Annotated in this window: 22 protein-coding genes; 15 read left to right on the top strand and 7 right to left on the bottom strand. The window is 71.6% G+C overall.

The annotated features are described in order from the left end of the window. On the top strand, nucleotides 1-481 hold a 481-nt coding region (locus ACLQ29_RS26355; RefSeq protein ID WP_425774130.1), incomplete at its 5' end, for a tetratricopeptide repeat protein. Nucleotides 482-745: 264 nt separating this feature from the next. Here the strand turns inward: ACLQ29_RS26355 and ACLQ29_RS26350 are convergent. Further along, nucleotides 746-940 carry a DUF397 domain-containing protein gene (locus ACLQ29_RS26350; RefSeq protein ID WP_425774128.1) on the bottom strand — a complete coding sequence of 65 codons (195 nt, stop codon included), beginning with the start codon at nucleotides 938-940 and terminating at the stop codon, nucleotides 746-748. Nucleotides 941-948: 8 nt separating this feature from the next. Continuing rightward, nucleotides 949-1,776, bottom strand: coding sequence for a helix-turn-helix domain-containing protein (locus tag ACLQ29_RS26345; RefSeq protein ID WP_425774127.1), 828 nt, complete (start codon nucleotides 1,774-1,776; stop codon nucleotides 949-951). A gap of 186 nt (nucleotides 1,777-1,962) precedes the next feature. Here ACLQ29_RS26345 and ACLQ29_RS26340 point away from each other — a divergent pair, with 186 nt between their 5' ends. From ACLQ29_RS26340 to ACLQ29_RS26330, 3 genes are read left to right on the top strand one after another with little or no spacing between them, the layout of a single operon-like run. Continuing rightward, nucleotides 1,963-2,133 (top strand): hypothetical protein, encoded by a 171-nt coding sequence (locus tag ACLQ29_RS26340; RefSeq protein ID WP_425774126.1) that lies wholly within the window; start codon nucleotides 1,963-1,965, stop codon nucleotides 2,131-2,133. Further along, complete coding sequence (locus tag ACLQ29_RS26335; protein WP_425774125.1) at nucleotides 2,120-3,322, top strand: helix-turn-helix domain-containing protein; 1,203 nt, start codon at nucleotides 2,120-2,122, stop codon at nucleotides 3,320-3,322. Before ACLQ29_RS26340 ends, ACLQ29_RS26335 begins: the two co-directional genes overlap by 14 nt. A gap of 2 nt (nucleotides 3,323-3,324) precedes the next feature. Further along, nucleotides 3,325-3,528, top strand: a complete 204-nt coding sequence (locus ACLQ29_RS26330; protein ID WP_425774124.1) for a hypothetical protein — start codon at nucleotides 3,325-3,327, stop codon at nucleotides 3,526-3,528. Nucleotides 3,529-3,778: 250 nt separating this feature from the next. Here ACLQ29_RS26330 and ACLQ29_RS26325 read toward each other — a convergent pair whose 3' ends face one another. Further along, entirely contained in the window at nucleotides 3,779-5,044 is a 1,266-nt protein-coding gene (locus ACLQ29_RS26325; RefSeq protein WP_425774123.1) for a glycosyltransferase, read from the bottom strand. 24 nt (nucleotides 5,045-5,068) lie between these two features. On the opposite strand from ACLQ29_RS26325, the gene ACLQ29_RS26320 reads away from it, so the two are divergent. From ACLQ29_RS26320 to ACLQ29_RS26295, 6 genes are all read left to right on the top strand, one after another. Continuing rightward, nucleotides 5,069-5,929 carry an Fpg/Nei family DNA glycosylase gene (locus tag ACLQ29_RS26320; RefSeq protein WP_393364784.1) on the top strand — a complete coding sequence of 287 codons (861 nt, stop codon included), beginning with the start codon at nucleotides 5,069-5,071 and terminating at the stop codon, nucleotides 5,927-5,929. 264 nt (nucleotides 5,930-6,193) lie between these two features. Beyond that, entirely contained in the window at nucleotides 6,194-7,765 is a 1,572-nt protein-coding gene (locus ACLQ29_RS26315; RefSeq protein WP_425774181.1) for a sugar transferase, read from the top strand. A gap of 39 nt (nucleotides 7,766-7,804) precedes the next feature. Then, entirely contained in the window at nucleotides 7,805-9,031 is a 1,227-nt protein-coding gene (locus tag ACLQ29_RS26310; protein WP_425774122.1) for a sensor histidine kinase, read from the top strand. Beyond that, on the top strand, nucleotides 9,028-9,786 hold the full coding sequence (locus ACLQ29_RS26305) for a LytR/AlgR family response regulator transcription factor (protein ID WP_393364790.1): 759 nt from the start codon (nucleotides 9,028-9,030) through the stop codon (nucleotides 9,784-9,786). Before ACLQ29_RS26310 ends, ACLQ29_RS26305 begins: the two co-directional genes overlap by 4 nt. Before the next feature lie 84 nt (nucleotides 9,787-9,870). Next, entirely contained in the window at nucleotides 9,871-10,521 is a 651-nt protein-coding gene (locus ACLQ29_RS26300; RefSeq protein ID WP_425774121.1) for a DUF5701 family protein, read from the top strand. Between the two features lie 165 nt (nucleotides 10,522-10,686). Beyond that, nucleotides 10,687-12,759: a carboxypeptidase regulatory-like domain-containing protein gene (locus ACLQ29_RS26295; protein ID WP_425774120.1), complete on the top strand. Its 2,073-nt coding sequence runs from the start codon at nucleotides 10,687-10,689 to the stop codon at nucleotides 12,757-12,759. Between the two features lie 58 nt (nucleotides 12,760-12,817). Here the strand turns inward: ACLQ29_RS26295 and ACLQ29_RS26290 are convergent, their stop codons facing one another. From ACLQ29_RS26290 to ACLQ29_RS26280, 3 genes are read right to left on the bottom strand one after another with little or no spacing between them, the layout of a single operon-like run. Further along, nucleotides 12,818-14,077, bottom strand: coding sequence for a WD40/YVTN/BNR-like repeat-containing protein (locus ACLQ29_RS26290; protein WP_425774119.1), 1,260 nt, complete (start codon nucleotides 14,075-14,077; stop codon nucleotides 12,818-12,820). Continuing rightward, a complete protein-coding gene (locus ACLQ29_RS26285) occupies nucleotides 14,064-14,585 on the bottom strand; it encodes an RNA polymerase sigma factor (RefSeq protein ID WP_425774118.1) in 522 nt (173 codons plus the stop codon). Before ACLQ29_RS26285 ends, ACLQ29_RS26290 begins: the two co-directional genes overlap by 14 nt. Before the next feature lie 60 nt (nucleotides 14,586-14,645). Then, nucleotides 14,646-15,197 carry a Uma2 family endonuclease gene (locus ACLQ29_RS26280; protein WP_425774117.1) on the bottom strand — a complete coding sequence of 184 codons (552 nt, stop codon included), beginning with the start codon at nucleotides 15,195-15,197 and terminating at the stop codon, nucleotides 14,646-14,648. A gap of 183 nt (nucleotides 15,198-15,380) precedes the next feature. Here ACLQ29_RS26280 and ACLQ29_RS26275 point away from each other — a divergent pair, with 183 nt between their 5' ends. After that, nucleotides 15,381-16,058 carry a response regulator transcription factor gene (locus ACLQ29_RS26275; RefSeq protein WP_425774116.1) on the top strand — a complete coding sequence of 226 codons (678 nt, stop codon included), beginning with the start codon at nucleotides 15,381-15,383 and terminating at the stop codon, nucleotides 16,056-16,058. Next, entirely contained in the window at nucleotides 16,055-17,128 is a 1,074-nt protein-coding gene (locus ACLQ29_RS26270) for a HAMP domain-containing sensor histidine kinase (protein ID WP_425774115.1), read from the top strand. The genes ACLQ29_RS26275 and ACLQ29_RS26270 overlap by 4 nt, the downstream gene beginning before the upstream one ends. On the opposite strand, the gene ACLQ29_RS26265 is transcribed toward ACLQ29_RS26270, so the two are convergent. Then, nucleotides 17,085-17,669, bottom strand: coding sequence for a hypothetical protein (locus ACLQ29_RS26265; RefSeq protein WP_425774114.1), 585 nt, complete (start codon nucleotides 17,667-17,669; stop codon nucleotides 17,085-17,087). The two genes, ACLQ29_RS26270 and ACLQ29_RS26265, sit on opposite strands and share 44 nt — an antisense overlap. Nucleotides 17,670-17,688: 19 nt before the next feature. On the opposite strand from ACLQ29_RS26265, the gene ACLQ29_RS26260 reads away from it, so the two are divergent. Genes ACLQ29_RS26260 through ACLQ29_RS26250 form a run of 3 tightly spaced genes read left to right on the top strand, consistent with a single transcriptional unit; the run spans nucleotide 17,689 to nucleotide 21,099 of the window. Continuing rightward, nucleotides 17,689-18,999: a DUF4153 domain-containing protein gene (locus tag ACLQ29_RS26260; RefSeq protein ID WP_425774113.1), complete on the top strand. Its 1,311-nt coding sequence runs from the start codon at nucleotides 17,689-17,691 to the stop codon at nucleotides 18,997-18,999. 44 nt (nucleotides 19,000-19,043) lie between these two features. Then, nucleotides 19,044-19,457 (top strand): hypothetical protein, encoded by a 414-nt coding sequence (locus ACLQ29_RS26255; RefSeq protein WP_425774112.1) that lies wholly within the window; start codon nucleotides 19,044-19,046, stop codon nucleotides 19,455-19,457. Nucleotide 19,458: 1 nt separating this feature from the next. Then, nucleotides 19,459-21,099: a cation acetate symporter gene (locus tag ACLQ29_RS26250; protein WP_425774111.1), complete on the top strand. Its 1,641-nt coding sequence runs from the start codon at nucleotides 19,459-19,461 to the stop codon at nucleotides 21,097-21,099. Nucleotides 21,100-21,182 lie beyond the last annotated feature (83 nt).

The raw sequence follows: 21,182 nt of genomic DNA, 5'->3' as shown, positions 1-21,182 counted from the left end.
GCAGGCCCTCGACCACTACCACCAAGCCCTCCCCATCCGGCGGGAGGTCGGCGACCGGGCCGGCGAAGCCACCACCCTCAACAACATCGGCCTCGTGTACAACCGGTTGGGGGACCGGCAACGGGCCCTCGACCACTACCACCAAGCCCTCCCCATCCTGAGGGAGGTCGGCGACCGGGCCGGCGAAGCCACCACCCTCAACAACATCGGCCTCGTGTACGACCGGTTGGGGGACCGGCAGCAGGCCCTCGACCACTACCACCAAGCCCTCCCCATCCGGCGGGAGGTCGGCGACCGGGCCGGCGAAGCCACCACCCGCTACAACATCGCGATGGCCCACCGGGCGGGCGGTGACCTCGACCAGGCGATCCGGGAACTCGAACACGTCGTTGACCTCGACCGGCAGGTCGACCACCCCGACCTCGAAGCCGACACCGCCATCCTCGAACAACTCCGCCAACAACGCGCGGAAGGCCGGTAAGGGATGACCTCCTGTCAGTTGCTTTCGGCACAGGAAGGGTCCCAACCCGGCCGCCACCTGACCCACGGGCCACGAGCACCACGACCGCCACCAGCGCCCAGTCGGTCAGCGGCACCAAGGACTTCGGCCTGCGGCTGCGGTTCCGGTACGGCGTGACGCACTCCTGAAACGAACGTCTCCGAAACCCCTCGACGCAGCAACCCCGGCCCGCCGGAGATGGGAGCCGGGGCAGGTCACTGTCTCATCCAGTACGGAGAGGCAGCGTCAGTTGCTCTTGAGGGAGTCGATGAACGTGCGCCAGCCCTGGGCGTCGAAGGCCAGCGCCGGGCCGGCCGTGTCCTTGCTGTCTCGGACGGCCACCCCGTCACGGAGGTCCGCCACCTCGACACACGCGCCGCCGTTGCCGTCGCTACGGGTGGACTTCCGCCACATCGCGCCGGTGAGGTCCGGATTCGTCATGTCTTCCTCTACTTCATCTCGCCTGCGATCCGCAGGATGAGCCTGCGGGATTCCGCCGGCCCCAACGCCGCAGCCCGGAGACGGTCCCAGTGCCGATTGTAGGCCCGGATTGCCTCGGGGCTGTCGAGGTAATCCGCGTCCGTGAACGTCTCCAGGTAGACGACGTCCGACGCGACCTCCTCCCCGAATCGGAGGATGATGAAGTTGAACGAGGAGACCACGTACGTCTCGGCGTCAAGCGGAAACACCTGGATGGTGACGTTCGGGCGGTTGGCGAGCGTGGCGATATGGGATAGCTGCTCCCGCATGGTCTCCCGATCGCCGAGGTTCCGCCGGAGCGCGGACTCGCTCAGGATGAAGTTCAACTCCGGCCCGTCCGGGCGATCGATGACCTTCTGTCGCTCCAGGCGCACTGCGGTCTGCTGCTCCACGTCCTCCCTGTCGATGATCGCCCGGATGTAGGGCTCGATCTGGAGAACGCCGGGGATGACCTCGGATTGGTACCAGCGGATCTCCGCCGCGTCCGCCTCCAGGTCGAGGTACTGCCGGAACCAGTCCGGCACCACGTTCCGGTACCCGCTCCACCGGCCCCGCTGCCTGCCGGCGCGGGCGAGGTCCCGCAGCGGTTCGGCCTCCTCGGTCGGCACGCCGTAGAAGTCGAGCAGCAGCTTCAGGTCGGTGAGCCGGATGCCGGACTGGCCCAGCTCCAGCCGACTGATCTTGCTCGATGCCGAGTCGATGACCTCCGCGGCCTCTTCCTGGTTCTTGCCCGCCGCCTCGCGAGCTCGCTTGAGGGCGTTGCCGAGGCGCCGTCTCTGGATCGTCGGGGTGACCATCCGCCGAGTATCCCGCCCCTCCGGCCACCGGTCCGGCGACACGCCGTGGATTCCCAAAACAGGTATCAGGCCCTAGCCTTCCTTTCTAGGTTCCTATTTTAGGTAACTGGAGGATTCCTCGGGAGGTCTCATGGCTCGGCATGCGAAGAACCCGACGCGCCCCGGTTTGCTGCGAAGGCTCTGGCCGTGACGACGCGGCGAACGTCGGATTGCGAGGACCGGGGCGAGCAGATCCAGGCGGCGGAGCATGAAGCGGCGCGGCAACGGCTTCTCGACCAGGCCGAGGCGGAGCGGATACCGCCAGAGGAGACGACCCGGGCGGTGCCGGATCGGCGGTGGCGGCGTGGACAGCAGTGAGCTGCTGCCGATCGGCCGGCGGGTGGCGTACTGGCGGAGGCGGCGGGGGTTGTCGCAGCAGGTGTTCGCCGATCGACTCGGCAAGTCGAAGTCCTGGGTCGACAAGGTCGAGCGGGGCGTCCGGGCGCTGGACAAGGTGTCGACGTTGCGGGACATCGCCGCTGCCCTACGGATCGACACCGCCGTCCTGCTCGGCCGGGACGTTCAACCCGCGCTGGTGGCCGAGCGGGTCGAGGGGGTGGAACGGATCCGGGAGGCCCTGTCGGCGTACGACATTGTTTTGGGGCGGCCGGCGGCGCGCGGCGTGGTGCTGCCCGCGGACCGGTTGGTCCGGGATGTCGAGCATGCGTGGGTCATGTTCCAGCATGCCCGGTATCCGCAGGTGGTCGCCGTGGTGCCGGGACTACTCGCCGGGATGCAGCGTGCCGTCGCCGACGATCCCGGGTGGGGTCGCCCGCTGCTGGTGGAGGTGTACCGGTTGGCCGCGTCGCTGTTGGTGAAGCTTGGCGAGGTCGAGCTGGGCTGGCTGGCCGCCGACCGGGCCATGGCCGCCGCGACCGGCGATCCCGTGCTGGTCGCCGCCGCCACGGTGCAGCTCGGCCAGGTGTTCCGCGCTGCGGGGCGGGCGCGGACGGCGCAGTCGGCGACGCTGGCCGCCGCGTACCGGATCGCCCCACCCGATCCGAACGACAGTGCACCCGGCGCACTGTCGTTGTGCGGGACGTTGCTGGTGCAGGCCGCCCTGGCGGCAGCCCGCCGGGGCGACGACCACGCCACGGCCGAACTCCTCGACGAGGCCGCCGGCATGGCCGCACGGGTGGGCGAGGGCCACGATCACCACCGGACGGCGTTCGGGCCGACGGCGGTCGACCTGGCCCGTGCCGCCGCAGCCCTCGACCTGGGCGACGCGGGCGAGGCGGTGGCCTGGCACGAGAAGGTGACCAAGCGGGACGCCTGGCGGTGGCTGCCGGTGGAGCACCGGGCAGCGCACCTGGTCGATGCCGCCCGCGCCTACCTCCAGGGCGGCGACCCGGTCAGCGCGGGCCGGGCACTTGTCGACGCCGAGCGGATGGCGCCGGCGGAGGTACGCCACCGCCCGGCCGTCCGCGAGGTGCTCGCCCAGGTGGCCCGCGACCCGCACGCCCCGGGCACGATCATTCAACTCGCCGTCACCCTCGGGGTGACCTGACCATGACCGCGCCGTTCCTGCCGTTGGCGCAGATCCGCAACCGACTGACCCTCACCGCCCGAGCGGTCCTCCGCGCCCACCGGGCCGGCCCGGACGGTCACTGCAGGGTCTGCCGGATTCCGGATTGCCGGTTGTCCACCGCAGCCCGCAACGTCATCGAGGCCGCCGCTGCTCGCGCGGCACCACCCAGCCAGCGGTGCCGGTGACCACGCCGGCCGGCAACGGCGTCGGCCCGCCCTCACCCCGCCCGCGCCCGCGCCCGCGCCCGCGCCCGCGCCCGCGCCCGCGCCCGCGATCTTGCACTTACTGTCCCCGCATATCGGGCATTCCACAGGTATCGGCGACAGAAAGTGCAAGATCGGCGCGGTCAAGCACACCCGCGGCGCGGTCAAGCACACCCGCGGCGCGGTCAAGCACACCCGCGGCGCGGTCAAGCACACCCGCGGCGGGACGGGTTCAGACTTTGGTGGGGGTTCGGGCTACCCCGGCGTAGATGTCGATGAGCTGCTTGGTGACCACGTCGGGGTGGAAGGTGCGCTCGTAGCGGGCGCGGGCGGCCACCGCCAGTCCGGCCGCGCCGGCGCGGGCGACCGGTAGTGCGGCGGCCAGCGCGGCCGGCTCCGGTGCGACCACCCAGCCGGCCTCGCCCGTCCCGATGCCGGCGGGCATTGGCGACCCGCCGCCGACGACCGCGGAGGCGACCTCGGCCGGGCCGGTGCCGGCGGGCTCGTGCGGGGCGTCGGCTCCGACCAGGTACGGGATGCCGCCCAGCGCCGTGCCGAGCACCGGTCGACCGCTCGCCAGGGCCTCGATGATCACGGTCGGCAGCACGTCGTGCCACATGGAGGCGGCGATCACCACCGCGCTCGCCTCGACCGCGGCCTGCACGCCGGCCCGGTCGAGCTGACCGAGGTAGACCACGTCGGGTCGCTCGGCGGCGGCGGCCTCCACGAGCGGGCGCAGTTCGCCGTCACCGGCCACCCGCAACGTGCCCAGGGCACCCACCGGGTGCCGGCGCCAGGCGTCCAGCAGCAGGTCGACGCCCTTCTCCGGGGAGAGCCGAGCCATGTAAAGGAACCCGTCACCCAGCGGCGCCGGCCGACCCGGGTCGGGGACGGAATTCGGCTTCACCACGATCCTGTCGTCCGGAATGCCGTAGTCGCGGAGGTGGTCGGCGATCGCCGAGGTGAGCGCGATGTACCGATCCACCGACCGCCAGGTCCCCCGGTGCACGGCCAGGGTGGTCGCCATCAACGCGCTCTGCACCGCCGAGTCGCGGTAGCAGCGATGCTTGATCGCCGGCACACCCAGCGCCCGCCCCTTGCAGTCCTGACAGATCACGCCGTCGCGGAAGTAGATCCCCGACGAGCAGACCTGCCGGTAGTTGTGCACCGTCTGCACGACCGGCACGCCGTGGCGGTGCGCGGTCCGCACCACCCAGGGCGACAACAATGGGTACGGGTTGTGCAGGTGCAGAACGTCCGGCCGGTGCTCGGTGAGCAGCCGGCTCAGGTCGTGCTGGGCGCGCGGAGCCCAGATCGGCGAGATCGGCAGCAGCGCCTTCGCCGCCTTCGACATCGACGGGATCTCGTCCGAGCTCCGGATGAAGGGCAGCACCTCGACGCCAGCGGCGGTGAGCTGAGCGATCTCCGAGTCGACGATGGTGTTCTCGCCGGACGGTTGGGCTTCCCGGTACCGGTTGTGCGCCACCACGATTCTCACGGGAAAGAAGGCTACCGTTGACCGGTGCCCGAACTACCGGAGGTTGAGGCGCTCGCGGGTTATCTGCGACAGCGCGCGGTGGGCCGGCGCGTCGATCGGCTGGAGATCGCCGCGATCAGCGCCCTGAAGACGTACGAACCGGCACCGACAGCCGTCGCCGGCCGGGCGGTGGTTGACGCCAGCCGGCACGGCAAGTTCCTCGACGTGCTCTTCGAGGGCGACCTGCACCTGGTGGTGCACCTGGCCCGGGCGGGCTGGCTGCACTACCGGGAGGCGTTCCCGGCCACCACGCCGCTGCGCCCCGGCAAGGGTCCGATCGCGCTGCGCGTACGCCTGGACGACGGCTCCGGGTTCGACCTCACCGAGGCCGGCACCCAGAAGAAGCTGGCCGCGTACCTGGTCACCGACCTGGCGGCGGTGCCCGGGGTGGTCAAGCTGGGTCCGGACGCGCTCGCCGCCGATCTGCCCACCTTCGCCGAGCGACTGCGCAGCCGGCGGGGGCAGGTCAAGGGGGTGCTGACCGACCAATCGGTGCTGTCCGGGGTGGGCAACGCGTACTCCGACGAGATCCTGCACGCCGCGAAGCTGTCGCCGTTCGCGATCACCGATCGGCTCACCGACGCCCAGATCGCCACCCTGCACGCGGCCACCCGGCAGGTCCTCGGCGACGCGGTCGAACGGTCCCTCGGTCAGCGGGCCGCCGAACTGAAGGGCGAGAAGCGCTCCGGGTTGAAGGTGCACGCCCGCACCGGGCTGCCCTGCCCCGTGTGCGGGGATTCCGTGCGTGAGGTGTCGTTCGCCGATTCCAGCCTCCAGTACTGCGCGACGTGCCAGACCGGCGGCAAACCGCTCGCTGACCGTCGGTTGTCCCGCCTTGTACGGTGAGTAATCCCACTCGACGACTACGGAGCGGAATCGCCCACGCTGAGCGGAAGCTCCGGTCCGCCGTTCTGGTCACGCGCGTATCCATCGGTATAGTGGCCCGGTCCCCGGCTTCTGAAATGGTGCGGAGCCGGCCAGATCGCACCGGCACCATCGCTCGCCAATCTCCTTCGGGGCGGCGACCGGTCGGAGCTTGCGTGGGAGACTGGGACGGTGGGCGACCCGGGCCCTCACGCCGAGTGAGCGGCCCGTGTCATGCGGGAGGACATGGGTGAGGTGACGGCAAGCCTCCAGCGCCCGGTATCCAACGAAGGCCGGAGCAGACTCGTGCGGCACGTCGACAGCTTCGAGATCCAGCCGCCGACGCCGCCGTCTCACAACGGCGTCCCCCGGTCGGCGTGGACCAGGTCGCGTCGCCGGGTCTCCCGCTGGCACCGCCCCTACATCGCCATCCTGCTGCTGCTCGACTTCGGCGCGGCGGCGTTCGCCAGTTGGATCGCGATCCAACTGTTCGACCAGGCCGCCTCCGGGTTCTCCGACCTCAAGCAGGACCCGACCTGGTTCCACACCGTCTCCTACCTGCTGCTCCCGCTCGGCTGGGTGGTCATCCTCTGGAGCAACCGGGGGTACGACCGGCGCTACCTGGGGCTGGGTCCGGACGAGTTCAAGCGGGTGATCCGGGCCGGCGTGACGGTCGCCGCGAGTGTCTCGTTCCTCGCCTTCGCCACCAAGACCGAGTTGTCCCGCTGGACGGTCGGCACGGCCCTGCTCGGGGCGCTGCTGCTGATCCTGTGGGGCCGGTTCGTGGCCCGCTGGGCGCTGCACTACATCCGGCGGCGGGCCGGCCAGGCCGCCCACCGAATGGTGCTGGTCGGTACCCTGCCCGAGTGCCTGGAGGTCTACGCGGCGGTCACCCGCAGCCCGGCCGCCGGGCTGATGCCCGTCGCCATCCACATCACCGACGGGTACGCGGCGGCCCGGGGCATGCCGACCCCGGTTCCGGTGTACGCCGGCCGCGACGTCCTGGCCCTGGTCCGTGAGGTCGGCGGGGACACCATCGCCGTCTGCGGGTCGGCGAGCGCCGAGCCGGGCGAGTTGCGCCGGCTGGCCTGGCAGTTGGAGGGCTCCGGCGTCGACCTGGTGGTCGCCCCGCAGTTGACCGACATCGCCGGCCCTCGGGTGCACATCCGCCCGATCGAGGGTCTGCCGCTGCTGCACGTCGAGGAACCGACCCTCTCCGGGCCGGCGCTGCTGGCCAAGAACCTGATGGACCGGGTCGCCGCCGGCCTCGGCCTGCTGCTGCTGGTCCCGCTCTTCCTGGCCATCGCCGTGGCGATCCGGATCTCCGACCGTGGGCCGGTCTTCTTCCGCCAGCCCCGGGTGGGGCACGAGGGGCGCACGTTCCGGGTGTGGAAGTTCCGGACCATGTACGTCGACGCGGAGGATCGGCTGGCCAGCCTTGTCGACCGCAACGAGACCGACGGCATGCTCTTCAAGATGAAGCAGGACCCTCGGGTCTTCCCGGTCGGTCGTTTCCTCCGGGCCACCTCGCTCGACGAGCTGCCGCAGTTGATAAACGTGCTCTGGGGCGAGATGTCGCTGGTCGGGCCCCGCCCGCTGCCGGCCGACGACGGTGACTTCCTGGGTGACGTGCGCCGCCGCCTGCTGGTCCGCCCCGGCATGACGGGTCTCTGGCAGGTCTCCGGCCGCTCCGACCTGTCCTGGGACGAGTCGGTCCGACTGGACCTCTACTACGTCGACAACTGGTCGTTGGCGTACGACCTGAGCATCCTGTGGCGCACCGTCGGGGTGGTGCTCGCCCGCAAGGGCGCGTACTAGGGTCTTGGCGCGCCGGCTCGCAGGGGCGAGGATCCCTGCGTGGCTGCCAACCTCTCCGCCGTGGTCGGCGTCGTCTCACTCGTCACCGCGCTGACCGCGGCCCTGTTGGCGGTGCTGCGGCTGCGGGCCCGCCGTGGCATCGCCACCGCCACCCAGCGGGCCACCTACGAGGTGCTGCACACCGCCGGCCTGGCCGCCGAGCCGCTGCGGGCGGGGCTGAGCGCGGCGGGCGCGGCGAAGGCCGTACGTCATCTGCGGGCCCTGGTGGGCGCGGTCGGGCTGGCGCTCACCGACGCCGACCAGCTGTTGGCCCTCGACGGGCGCGGCACGCACCACGGCGACCAACTGCTCGCGGCGGCCCAGCGGACGGTGGGCGCCGGGCGGTCGACGGTGCTCGGCGAGCAGGAACTGCACTGCGACCGGGTCGACTGCCCGGTCCGCGGTGCGGTGGTCGCGCCGTTGCAGGGGGCGGACGGCCGGGTGGTCGGCGCGCTGGTGGCGATCGCCGACAGCCCGCCCCCGCCCGGGTTGGTGCAGGCCACCCTGGAGACCGCGCACTGGGCCGGCAACCAGCTCGCCCTTGCCGAGCTGGACTCGTCGCGGGAGCGGCTGGCCCGCGCCGAGATCCGCGCGTTGCGGGCGCAGATCAGCCCGCACTTCATCTACAACGCGCTGACCGCCATCGGCTCTTTTGTCCGCACCGACCCGGAGCGGGCCCGGGAGCTGATCCTGGAGTTCGCGGAGTTCACCCGCTACTCGTTTCGGGCGCACGGGGAGTTCACCACCCTCGCGGAGGAGCTGCGCTCGATCGACAGGTACCTGACGATCGAGCGGGCCCGGTTCGGCGACCGGTTGCAGGTGCGGTTGCAGATCGCCCCGGAGGTGCTGCCGGTGACGCTGCCGTTCCTCTGCCTTCAGCCGCTCGTGGAGAACGCCGTCCGCCACGGGTTGTCCCGCAAGCCGGGCACGGGCATGGTGAGCATCGAGGCTCGGGACGCGGGCGCCGAGTGCCACATCACGGTGGAGGACGACGGAGTGGGAATGGACCCGACCACGCTGACCGCCGGCATCGCCGAGCTGGCCCGGGGCACCGGTGACCCGGGCGACGACCCGGGTCAGCACGTCGGCCTCTCCAACGTCGACGAGCGGCTGCGGTCGGTCTTCGGGGACCGGTTCGGCCTGGTGGTGGAGACCGGGTTGGGCTCGGGCACGAAGGTGAGCATGCGGATCCCGAAGTTCCACCCGGGCGTACGGGCAGGCTCGTGACTACTGGCTTTCTCCGGGTCCTGGCGGTGGACGACGAGCCGCCCGCGCTCGACGAGTTGGCGTACCACCTGCGGGCCGATCCCCGGGTGGCCCGGCTGCACACGGCCGGGGACGCCACCGAGGCGCTGCGGCTGCTGCGAGACGGTGACGTGGACGTGGTCTTCCTGGACATCCGGATGCCGGGCCTGGACGGGATGGAGTTGGCCCGGGTGCTGCGCCGGTTCGCCCGGCCACCGGCGATCGTCTTCGTCACCGCGTACGACGACGGCGCGGTGGATGCCTTCGACCTGGGTGCCACCGACTACGTGCGCAAACCGGTGCGTGCCGACCGGCTGGCCGAGTCGCTGCGGCGGGTGATCGGATCGCGGGTGGTGCCGTCGCATCCGGCGGCGCTGGCCCGCGCGGAGGAGGATCCGACGATTCCCATCGAGTTGGCCGGCACCACCCGGATGCTGCCCCGCTCGGCGGTGCGGTGGGTGGAGGCGCAGGGCGACTACGCCCGGTTGCACACCTCGGACGGGTCGCACCTGGTGCGGGTGTCGCTGGCCACGCTCGCGGAGCGGTGGGCCGATGCCGGTTTCGTCCGGGTGCACCGGTCGTACCTGGTGCAGTTGAAGTTGATCGCGGAGCTGCGGCTCGTCAACTCCGGCTATGTGGTGGTGATCGACGCCACCGAGCTGCCGGTGAGCCGGCGGCACACCCGGGAGCTGAAGGACAAGCTGGTCCGGGCGGCGAAGCAGGACTGGGGCCGCTGACCAGGCTTCCCCTCGTCGTGCCGGGAATAAGCGCGCTCCCCCGTACGTAGTACGGTACGTTGCTTATCGACGAATGGAGCTGCCGTGTTCGACGCCGCCACCGAGTTCGACAGTCAACTCGACCGCCTGGTGCACCTCGGCTACCCCGCGCTGGCAGGGCTGCCCGAGAGTGCCTTCCGCGAGCTTGTCGCACCGCTGCGAGCCAGGGCGATCGAGGGTGCCGCCGGCCTGCCCGCCCCCACCGACGCCCGGGTGCCGTTCCTGTTGGTCATCACCCGGGACCTGATCGGGGTGGTGGAGCGACTGGAGCTCACCACCCTGGCCGGCAAGCGCAAGCCCGGCGTCCTCGACCGCAACTACGCCGACGACGACCTGCCCCGCTTCGACCCGATCAAGGAGCTGGAGGTGCCGACCGGGCCGGCGTACCTGCTCTTCGACGTCGACCGGGGCGAGGAGTACCGCAATCTGGCCCCGGCCACCGCCATGGAGGGGATCACCGCCCAGGGCCGGCTGCCGCTCAGCATCGACGAGGGTCTCGCCCTCGTCACGCTGCATCCGGCCGCGCTGGCCAGCAACAGGTGCTTCTCGCTCGTCGGTTCCCGCTGCGGCGACAAGCGGGTGCCGGCGATCTGGATCAGCCAGGGGGCGCCGAAGCTGGGCTGGTGCTGGTACGGCAACCCGCACACCTGGCTCGGCTCCGCCTCGGCCCGGCCGGAGCGCGTCGGCCCGGAGTGACCGTCCGCTGAGGAGGATGACCGGTCGTCCGAAACCGCCCGACCGGCTCTGCCGACACATATCGCCGTTGGCCTATTCTCCTGCTACCGATTCCCGTACGGGGCGCAGGGTCGGTGTGGGCGAAGCCTGCTCAGGTCGCCCCACCACCCTCACATTGGGACATCGATGCAGCTAACCACAGCTCGCCGCGCCCTGCTGGCCGGTGCCCTCGTGGCGGCACTCGTGCTGCCCGGCGCCACCCCGGCTCAGGCCGCCGCCACCGGTGCGATCAGCGGACGACTGACCACAAGCACCGGTGCCGCCGCCGCCGAGGTCCAGGTGCTGGTCTACGACCCCGACAGTTACAACTACGTCGACGACACCAACACCGACGCCGACGGCAACTTCACACTCGCCGGGCTGCCCGCGGGCCCGTACCTGGTGGGCTACTTCCCGCTCGAGCAGCCTGGGCAGTACTACCGCCAACAGGCGACGATCTGGACCGCCGATCCGGTGACCGTCACCGCCGGTGGCACCGCCAGGGCCGACGACCAGCTCTTCGCCGTCGGCACCCTCACCGGTCAGATCGTCAACACCGCAGGCGACCCGTTGCCGAACCTGTTCGTCAACGCCCGCGAGGTCGACACGGGCGCCGCGACCGGCGGCCGGACCGACGACCAGGGTCGGTACACCTTCGCCACCCGGCCGGGCCGCTACGTGCTGAGCCTCAAGCCGATCGAGGGCGTCGACCAGGTGCAGTACGTGCCCGGGAAGCTCGACCAGGAGAGCGCCACCGTCTTCCAGGTGAAGGCGGACGAGGCCACAGTGGTAAACGAGACCGCGCTGCCGACGGGCACCCTCAGCGGCCGGTTCACCACCGCCGCCGGTGCCCCGCTCGCCGACGCCCAGGTCAGCATCAGCACCGGCGGCGGCGCCAGCGGGGCATACACGGAGACCGACGCGAACGGTGAGTTCAGCGTGCAGCTACTGCCGGCCTCCTACCTCGTCGGCCTGTACGCAGGTGATCGCCAGCAGTACTACCGCGGCAAGTTGACCTCCGAGGACGCCGACCGCGTCGAGGTACGCGGCGGGCAGCAGACGAGGATCACGGACAGCCTGCTCGGCACCGGTTCGGTCACCGTGCGGGCGGTCGACTCGGTAAGCGGAGCCCCGATCGCCAACTTCTGCGCCCAGTCGGTCTGCAGCAACGGCACCGGCACGGTGACCGTCACCGGCCTGCCGCAGGGCACCCACACCATCTACCTGGACGCGGAGGACCGGCTGCACTTCAACCGCGAGGTGACCGGGGTACGGGTGAAGGCGGACCGCGACACCAAGCTGACCGTGAAGATGCGGCCCGGCGCGCTCATCAGCACCACTGTCGTCGACCGGCAGACCGGCACGCCCGTGCCGGACATCTGCCTGGACACGTTCCTGCCGAAGCAGGCGAAGCTCTCGGACGGCTACGGCTACTGCAGCGACCAGACCGGCAAGATCACGGTGGGGCCGTTCGCCGCCGGCAGCTACAAGCTCTTCGCGGTGCCGCGGGACAGCAACTACGGCCGCCAGTGGGTGGGCGTCGACGGCGGCAGCGGCGACGAGCGGGAGGCAGCAGTCGTCACCGCGACCGCCGGCCAGGTAGCCACCGGCCCGCAGATCAGGCTGGACCGGGCCGGCACGGTCACCGGTGTGGTCACCGACCCGGCCGGCAAGCCGGTGCCGGACGCCAACGTGTCGGTGCTGACCGCCCACCCCGGGGTCGGCGCGCAGGACGCCCGCACCGACGAGCACGGCGTCTACACCCTCGAACGGCTCGGCCCGTACGCTTGGCCGGTGGTGGTCGGCGCCTACCCGTACGCGAGCGAGTGGTCCGGCGACAAGCCCAGCCGGTTCACCGCCACCCCGGTGCCGGTGACCGCCGGTGCGGCCGCCACCCACAACGTCCAGCTCGACCAGGGCGTGCAGGTGACAGGCACCTTCCAGACGCCCGACGGCACCCCCTTCACAAGTGGGTTCGTCCTCGCCCGCAGCGTCGACACCGGCGACATCGCGGGCAGCGGCTGGCTGACCGACGGGCGGTACAACTTCCGCCTCAAGGGGCCGCAGCAGGTCTTCTTCACCTACAACGTCTCGCTCGGTGAGAAGCAGTTCGAGGGTCGCTACCTGACGACCCAGCCGGACGGCACCCGCAAGCTGGCCCGGTTCCCAGTGCCGGCAAGCGGCAGCATGACAGTGGATCTGGTCGTACCGACAAGCTGACGGTTCGACGCAGCGGGGCCGGTGGCACGACGCCACCGGCCCCGCCCCGTACCCGCGCTCAGTCCGGGAGCGGGAAGCGCGTCCAGGATGCGCCGTCGCCGGTGACCTGCACGTGGTCCGCACCGCCTACCGCCAGGTCGTCCCGGCCGTAGAGCCAGGCGTATCCGGGCGCGGCACCGACGCGCCCGTCGCGCCGGTCGTACTCGCGGACGGTCTTGAAGTGTCGCCCGGCATCGAAACTGATCATGGCCGTGGACCTGTTGTTGGAGGGCTCCCTGTTTCCCGTCTCGACGAGCAGCAGGGAGCCGTCCGAGCCGACGACCAGGCACCGGTTCTCCAACGCGTGGGGCAGGTTGGTGCCCACGTCAGCCCAGGTGCGCCCCCCGTCCGTGGTACGCAGCAACTGCGATGTGCCCTCGGCCTCCGTCGGCTGGGGCCCACCCGGTGGTGGCAGCGCGATCAACAGGTACGCCTCCTGCGCGCTGACCCCGGCTATCGCGATCACGTTCGCCCCCTCGTCCGACTGCCAGGTTGTCCAGGTGGCTCCCCGGTCCACGCTCCGAGCCACCACAAAGGCGCTGCGGTAACCCGGCCAGTAGGTCGCCCAGATGGTTCCGTCCACACTCGGATAGATGTTCGCGGGTGGATAGGGCGACGGCGGCTCGCCTTCGAGCCGGTAGACAGTTCCCGTCGGAGAGACCGCCACCGGTTCACGGAGCGCCCCGCAACCCTGGCTCCACTGACAGAAGACCGGCTGCGCCTTCGCCGGAAAGGCCGGCACCGTCACCATCGCCTGCTCGGCGTCCCGCCAGGTGCGGCCGTAGTCGGTGGAGAGCCGGAGCTGGTCACCATCCCGGACCAGGTAGGAGCGCTGGCCCAGCACCGAGAACTCCGGGTTGCTCAGCGGATTTCCCTCGGCGTCCTTTCCGCAGGTGCTGGTGCGGTAGCGGGTCATCTCGTCATCGGTCCAACTCCGCCCGCCGTCGTCGGTGTGCCGGAACCGCACCGTGAAGCAACCGTCGTCGGCGTCCCACACCCCCGCGACGACTGCCGACTCCGGCCCGGTCAGGAAGAGCTGGCCGCCGCGGTCCGGCGTGACCGGCGGCTGGTCCGGACCTGTCCACCCACCCCGGCCGGTGGTGCCGAACAGCGGCAGCATCGCCACTCCGGCCACGGCGACAACCAGAACAAGCGCCACCCCGCTGGTACGCCGCCGACGTCGGGCCCGCGCTGCCGTCCGCATGTCGTCCAGGGGTGGCTGGCGGACCGCGTCGGCGACGGTGTCGACGTCGAATCCCGTGAACTCACGTGTGGACATCGATCCTCCCGATGATCATGCTCTCGCCGATCTCTGAGTCGCTGAGCAGCGCTTTCAACGCCTGCCGGCCCCGGGACAACCGGGACTTCACAGTGCCCGGCGAAACGCCGAGCGTCGCCGCCACCTCGTCGATCGGCAGGTCGACCAGGTAGTGCAGGGCCAGCGCGTGCCGCTGCCCCGCGGGCAGTTCGCGCATCGCGGCGAGCAGCGCCAGGTGCTCGGGCGAGCGGTCGGCAACCGTCGGAGGCGGACCGATCCGACGCAGCAGCCGGTCCAGCACCCGCCGCCGCCGGTGACGACTACGCGCGACGTTCACCGCGACCCGGCGCAGCCACGCCTCCGGGTTGTCGAGGCGGGCGAGCCGACCGGGCGCCGTCAGCGCCCTGGTGAACGCCTCCTGGACCGCCTCCTGCGCCTCGCACAGATCGCCGGTCACCGCGTAGAGCTGCACCACGAGTCGTCGGAAACAGCCCGCGTAGAGCTCGGCGATCAGATCAGCGTCGGACACCCTCACCACCCCTCTTCACCTGTCCCACTCCTGGGCGGAGGGAAAGGTTCCGAGCGACGGTCAGAAGATGTCGGCCAGCGGCAGGGCGAGAGGGAACGGCTCCTCGGTGCGGTAGGCCTCGCCGAGGAGGAGAACGGCCTGCTCGCGGTAACCACCAGCGCCGTTCGCCAGCACGGTCAGAGTCTGCTTACGGGGCTCGACCAGCCAGTAGAGCGGGATGCCGACGGCCGCGTACTCGTGACGTTTGAGCACCAGGTCGCGGCCCGCGTTGCTCGGTGAGATCACCTCGACGACGAGGAGCACGTCGGCCGGGTCGAGCGCGGCACCGCCGCTGTCCAGGGCGCTCTCGCTTGCCACGAAGAGATCCGGCACGAAGTACGACGAGCGCTTGGCACTGACGCCGATGTCCTGACCGACGAGCACACCGGCGGGGGCCTGCCGGTCGAGGATCCGGCGGAGGCGGTTGGCGACCGCGCCGTGGAAGACGTCCGCATGGGGGGACACGAGCAGGCTCCCGTCGAAGATCTCGTAGACCTGGTCGTCCGCGGGGAGGCTCTGGAGGTCGTCCACCGTCCAGGCGTCGCCCCAGCCGGGCCGGGCAGGGTTCGTCACCGTCACACCTCCTCTCTACCGGACCACCCTGACAGCTCGGTCGGTCGTCCACAACGAGCCTCGGGAGTTCCCGCTCCCCAGCGGGCTTGGTGGCGGAGTTATCCACAGGCATGAGCGGTTCTCCACAGGTTGTTCACAACGCGACCCACTGATCTCCACGGCCGCTCCCTACAGTCGGGACCCATGAAGGAACGTCGGATACTGGTCGTCGAGGACGAGCGGACCATCGCCGATTCCATCGCCGCCCGTCTGCGGGCCGAGGGTTTCACGGTGCAGGTCGCGGCGGACGGGCCCAGCGCCGTCACGCAGTTCCGCACCGGCCAGCCGGATCTCGTCGTCCTCGACGTGATGCTGCCCGGCTTCGACGGCCTGGAGGTGTGCCGCCGGATCCAGGCCGACCGGCCGGTGCCGGTGCTGATGCTCACCGCCCGGGACGACGAGACCGACCTGCTGGTGGGGCTCGCGGTCGGCGCGGACGACTACCTCACCAAGCCCTTCTCGATGCGAGAGCTGGCCGCTCGGGTGCACGTGCTGCTGCGCCGGGTGGAGCGGGCCGCGGCCCCGACGCCGCCCGCGATCCGCCTCGGCGACATCGAGATCAACGAGGCCGAGCGGCGGGTCCGCCGGGCCGGCGTCGACGTGCACCTCACGCCGACGGAGTTCGACCTGCTGGTCCACCTCGCCGGGCGGCCCCGCACGGTGCTTCCCCGGGAGCGGCTGCTCGCCGACGTGTGGGGATGGGTCGACGGCAGTGGCACCCGCACGGTGGACAGCCACATCAAGGCGCTGCGCCGCAAGCTCGGCGCCGACCTGATCCGGACCGTTCACGGCGTCGGGTACGCCCTGGAGGTGCCCGCGTGACCGGCCGGCTGGTGGACTGGCTGGATCGGGCGTTACCCCGTCCACTGGACCCGGTCCGCTCGATCAAGATGAAGCTCGGCGTCCTGCTTGTCGCCTCCTGGGCCGTGGCCTTCGGCTACTTCTGGTACGGCATCGGTTGGCTTCCCACCGGTACGTCGATCACGGCGATCTGCATCGCGCTCGTCACCTCGCAGGTGCTCGCCCACGGGATGACCTCGCCGCTGCGCGAGATGACGGCGGCGGCCGGCGCGATGGCCCGTGGCGACTACACCCGGCGCGTACGCGCCACCTCCCGGGACGAGGTCGGCGAGCTGGCTCAGGCGTTCAACAAGATGGCCGAGGATCTGCACGCCGCGGACCAGCGCCGACGTGAGTTGATCGCCAACGTCTCGCACGAGCTGCGGACACCGATCACCGCCTTGCAGGGCGTGTTGGAGAACATGGTGGACGGGGTCGCCGATGCCGAACCAGCGGCGCTGCGCTCGGCGCTGTCCCAGACCGAACGGCTCGGGCACCTCGTCGCCGACCTGCTCGACCTGTCCCGCCTCGACGCCGGGGTGGTGCCGCTGCGCCGGGTGCGCATCGACGTAAATGACTTCCTGGACGAGGCGGTGGAGCACGCCACCGCCAGCGCGTCCGGAGCGGCGCTCGACGTGCGCTTCGAGCTCCGCGAACTGCCGGCACCGCTGACCGTCCACGCCGACCCGTGGCGGCTGCACCAGGTCTTCGCGAACCTGCTCGACAACGCGGCACGGCACAGCCCACCCGGCGGCACGGTGCGGCTGAGCGCCGAGGAACACGCCGACCAACTCCGCTTCGAGGTCAGCGACGAGGGTCAGGGCATTTCACCAGGCGAGCGGTCCCGGGTCTTCGAGCGGTTCACCCGCGGCGATCGGGCCGCCGGTGGCGGGACGGGGCTCGGCCTGGCCATCGCTCGCTGGGTCGTCGAACTGCACGGTGGCCGGATCGCTGTCCTCGACCCCGTCAAACCGCACCGGGTCGATCGGCCCGGCTGCCGCATCCAGGTCACCATCCCGAGCGACGGGCCACATCGGAAAGAGGTCGCATGACCAGCCCTGGCACCACCCCGCTTCCGGCCACCAGGCCGACCGGACCGACCGGACCGACCGGACCGACCGGACCGACCGGACCGACCGGACCGACCGGACCGACCGGACCGACCGGACCGCAGGTCCTTCCGAGCGTCAGACCGGGCCCGACCGCCGGCCCTCCCCAGGCATGGCCCGGTGCGCCGGCCGTACCCAGGCCACCGTCGGCGATCGCGCGGCGCTGGCCGGGGCCGTCCGGCTCCGCCCGTCCACTGGTTCTGGCGGCGTTGACGGCGGCGGCGGTCGTCGGCGCGGCCACGCTCACGATGGTGCGTCCCGGCCTCGGTTGGCTGGTGGCCACGCTCGCCGGCGCGGCTGCCGTGGTCACCGCTTGCGTCGTCCGTTCCAGGCCATCGCCCCCGCCGACAGGCGTCAGCGCGCCGGCCGCGCCCAGCGCAGCGGCGGCCGGGCCGACGACGCCGACCACCACGCCGGCCCCACCCAGCGCCGCAGCGGCCGGGCCGACGACGCCGACCACCACGCCGGCGGCTACCGCGACCACGCCAGCACCGCCGCCTGCGGTGGCGGCCGTCCGTCCCGGTGCCACGGGGGCACCGGGGCGGGCGGCACAGGTCGCCTGGGCCGTCGCGACGATCGCGTTGGTCGCCGTCGGCACGGTCCGGGCCGCCGGCTGGCTCTTCGCGCTCTGCCTCGTCGCGGCCGCGGTGACCGGGACACTCGCGGTGACCGGCGGGCGAAGCCCGCTCGGGATGCTTGTCGCCGCGACGCTGCCGCCGGCCGCGACGGTACGGGCGCTCCCCTGGGCGGTACGCGGACTGGGCGACACCCGCCCAACCGGGGCGGGGATCGGCGTCGGGCGCATCCTGAAAAGTTTGGCGATCTCCGCTGGCCTGCTGATGCTGTTCGGCCTGCTCTTCTCCTCCGCCGACGCGATCTTCGCCGATCTGGTCACGGGTCTCCTGCCCGACATCTCGCTGGCTGGTGTCGTCGGCTGGCTGCTGCGTCTGGTGCTGATCGGCGGTGGTCTGCTCGGTGCCGCGTACCTGGTCAGCCGACCCCCCGACCTGGAGGGCCTGCGGCCGGGGCCGGCCCGACCGGCCCACCGGCTGGAGTGGACCCTGCCGCTGGTGCTGCTGGACGCCCTGTTCGCGGCGTTCGTGCTGGTCCAGCTCACAGTGTTCTTCGGCGGCGCGGATCACGTGCTGCGCACCGGCGGGCTCACCTACGCCCAGTACGCCCGTGGTGGCTTCTGGCAGTTGCTCGCCGTCACCGCGCTCACCCTGCTGGTGATCGCGGTCGCCGCCCGCCGGGCGCCGACGACCACACGCGTGGACCGGCTGCTGGTTCGCGCGCTGCTCGGCACGCTCGCCGCGCTCAGCCTGGTGGTCGTCGCCTCCGCGCTCTACCGGATGCAGGTCTACGCCGACGCGTACGGCGCGACCCGCCTCCGGCTCTTCGTGACGACAGTCGAACTCTGGCTCGGGCTGCTCTTCGTCCTGGTCGGGGTGGCGGTGGTGCGGCTGCGGGCGGCCTGGCTGCCCCGGCTTGTGGTCGGCACGGCGGTGCTGGCGCTGCTCGGGTTGGCGCTGGTCAACCCGGATCGGCTGATCGCCGACCGGAACGTCGACAGGTACCTGGAGACCGGCCGACTGGACGTCAGCTACCTGTCCGGGCTGTCGGCGGACGCCGTACCGGCCCTGACCCGGTTGCCCGAGCCGATGCGCGTCTGCGCGCTGGGGCAGATCGCCGCCGAGCTGCCCCGGGACGGTCTCTGGGAGGCGAACCTCGGCCGGGAGAGGGCACGCCGGGACCTTGCTGCGATCCCGACGACCAGCGCGCTGACGGACTGCCCCGGTACGCGACGCTGGTGAGCGACACCGCTTGACAATCCGGCGCGGCGGGCCAGACTGCCGGGGTGGCCAAGCAACTCCCTGACGTGGGGTCGGGCGGTAAGGTGCCGCCGCCCCGGCGGGCCCGGATCGTGCTGGCCGAGATCAGCCGGCAGGACACCCGTGCCGAGCGGACCCGCGCCGAGCTGGCCCAACAGACCCAGGTCGGCGAGGCGCTGGTCCGCGGCCTGGTCCGGGCGCAACTCGCGCTGGCGCTGCGGCTCTCGCTCGTGGTGGCCATCGGGTTGGGTGGGCTGCCCCTGCTGTTCGCCATCGCGCCCTCGCTCGGCCGGACCACGGTCGCCGACGTCAACCTGCCGTGGCTGCTGCTCGGGGTGGCCTCGTTCCCGTTCCTGATCGGGGTGGGCTGGGCGTACGTGCGGTTGGCCGAGCGTAACGAGCAGGACTTCACTGATCTGGTGCAGCGGCCGGAGCGCTGAGGTGGGCAACGAGTTCGTGGTCCCGGCCATCGTCGCGGTCACCCTGGTCACCGTCGGGATCGGCTTCTACGGGCTGCGGTTGGCCCGGACCACGTCCGACTTCCTGGTGGCGTCCCGGGCGATCAGCCCGACGTGGAACGCCGCCGCCATCGGGGGTGAGTACCTGTCGGCGGCGAGCTTCCTCGGCATCGCCGGTCTGGTCCTCAAGTACGGCGTGGACGTGCTCTGGTACCCGGTCGGTTTCGCCGCCGGCTACCTGGCCCTGCTGCTCTTCGTGGCGGCGCCGCTGCGCCGCTCCGGCGCGTTCACCCTGCCCGACTTCTGCGAGCTGCGGCTGGGGTCCCGTCGGCTGCGCATCCTGGCCACCGCATTCGTGATCTTCATCGGTTGGCTCTATCTGGTGCCGCAGCTCCAGGGCGCGGGGCTGACCCTGGCCACGGTCGCCGGCTCCCCGTACCCGGTCGGCGCCCTGCTGGTGTCCGCCGTGGTCACCGCGAACGTGGCGCTGGGTGGGATGCGGGCCATCACCTTCGTGCAGGCGTTCCAGTACTGGCTCAAGCTGACCGCGCTCGCCGTACCGGTGATCTTCCTGGCGTTGCAGTGGCAGGCCGACGGCCGCCCGGCGGTGACGCCGCCCGACGGGCCGACGTTCCGGACCGCGACCACCGTCGTGGTCGAGCACCGCGCGACCCTCACCCTGCCCGACGGCGACATCCGCGAGGTACGCCCCGGCGACGAGCTGACCTTCGCGGCCGGCGACCCGGTGCCGGACGTGTCCGGGGTGGCCACCGCCGCCAGCGACTGGCTGCTGCCCAGCGCCGCGGGCAACGACGACCGAGGGCTGTTCGCCACGTACTCGCTGATCCTGGCCACGTTCCTGGGCACCATGGGCCTGCCGCACGTACTGGTCCGCTTCTACACCAACCCGGACGGCGCGGCGGCCCGCCGGACCACACTTGTCGTGCTGGCCCTGGTCGGCGCCTTCTACCTGCTACCCACCCTGTACGGGGTGCTCGGGCGGATCTACACGCCGCAGTTGCTGGTCAGCGGGCAGACCGACGCCGTGGTGGTGTTGCTGCCCGGTGCGGCCCTCGGCGACGGCGCAACCGGGCGACTGCTCACCGCGCTGGTCTCGGCGGGCGCGTTCGCGGCCTTCCTCTCCACCTCGTCCGGGCTGCTGACAAGCGTCGCCGGGGTGATCTCGACGGATGTGCTCGGCCGGGGCTCGGTGCGCGGCTTCCGGTTGGCGACGGTGATCGCCGGAGCGGTGCCGACGCTGCTGGCGCTGCACGTCTCCGGACTTGACGTGTCGCAGGTGGTCGGGTTGGCCTTCGCGGTCGCCGCGTCGAGTTTCTGCCCGCTGCTGGTGCTCGGCATCTGGTGGCGTGGGCTGACCGACGTGGGCGCCGCCGCCGGTGTGGTGGTGGGCGGCGGGGCGGCGATCGGGGCGGTGTTGCTCACCGTGCTCGGCCCACCGCTGTCCGGCTGGCCGGCCACGCTCACCACCCAGCCGGCCGCCTGGACGGTGCCGCTGGCCTTCACCGTGATGGTCGCGGTGTCGATGGCGACCCGGCGTCGTGCCCCGGCCGACGTCGCGGCCATCATGCTGCGCCTGCACACCCCCGAAACCGTCCGCCTGTGAGGACCGCTGTCCCCCCTGGGTATGACGGCGCGTCCGCCTGCCGCCGGAAGGCACAACTGGCGGGCGACGGATAACGTCAGCTC

This window comes from Micromonospora sp. DT228 (assembly GCF_049841595.1).
In the GTDB taxonomy this organism is placed as follows: Bacteria; Actinomycetota; Actinomycetes; order Mycobacteriales; family Micromonosporaceae; genus Micromonospora.
The sequence above is the reverse complement of the archived record's forward strand: the minus strand, read 5'-3'. Positions and strand labels throughout refer to the sequence as shown.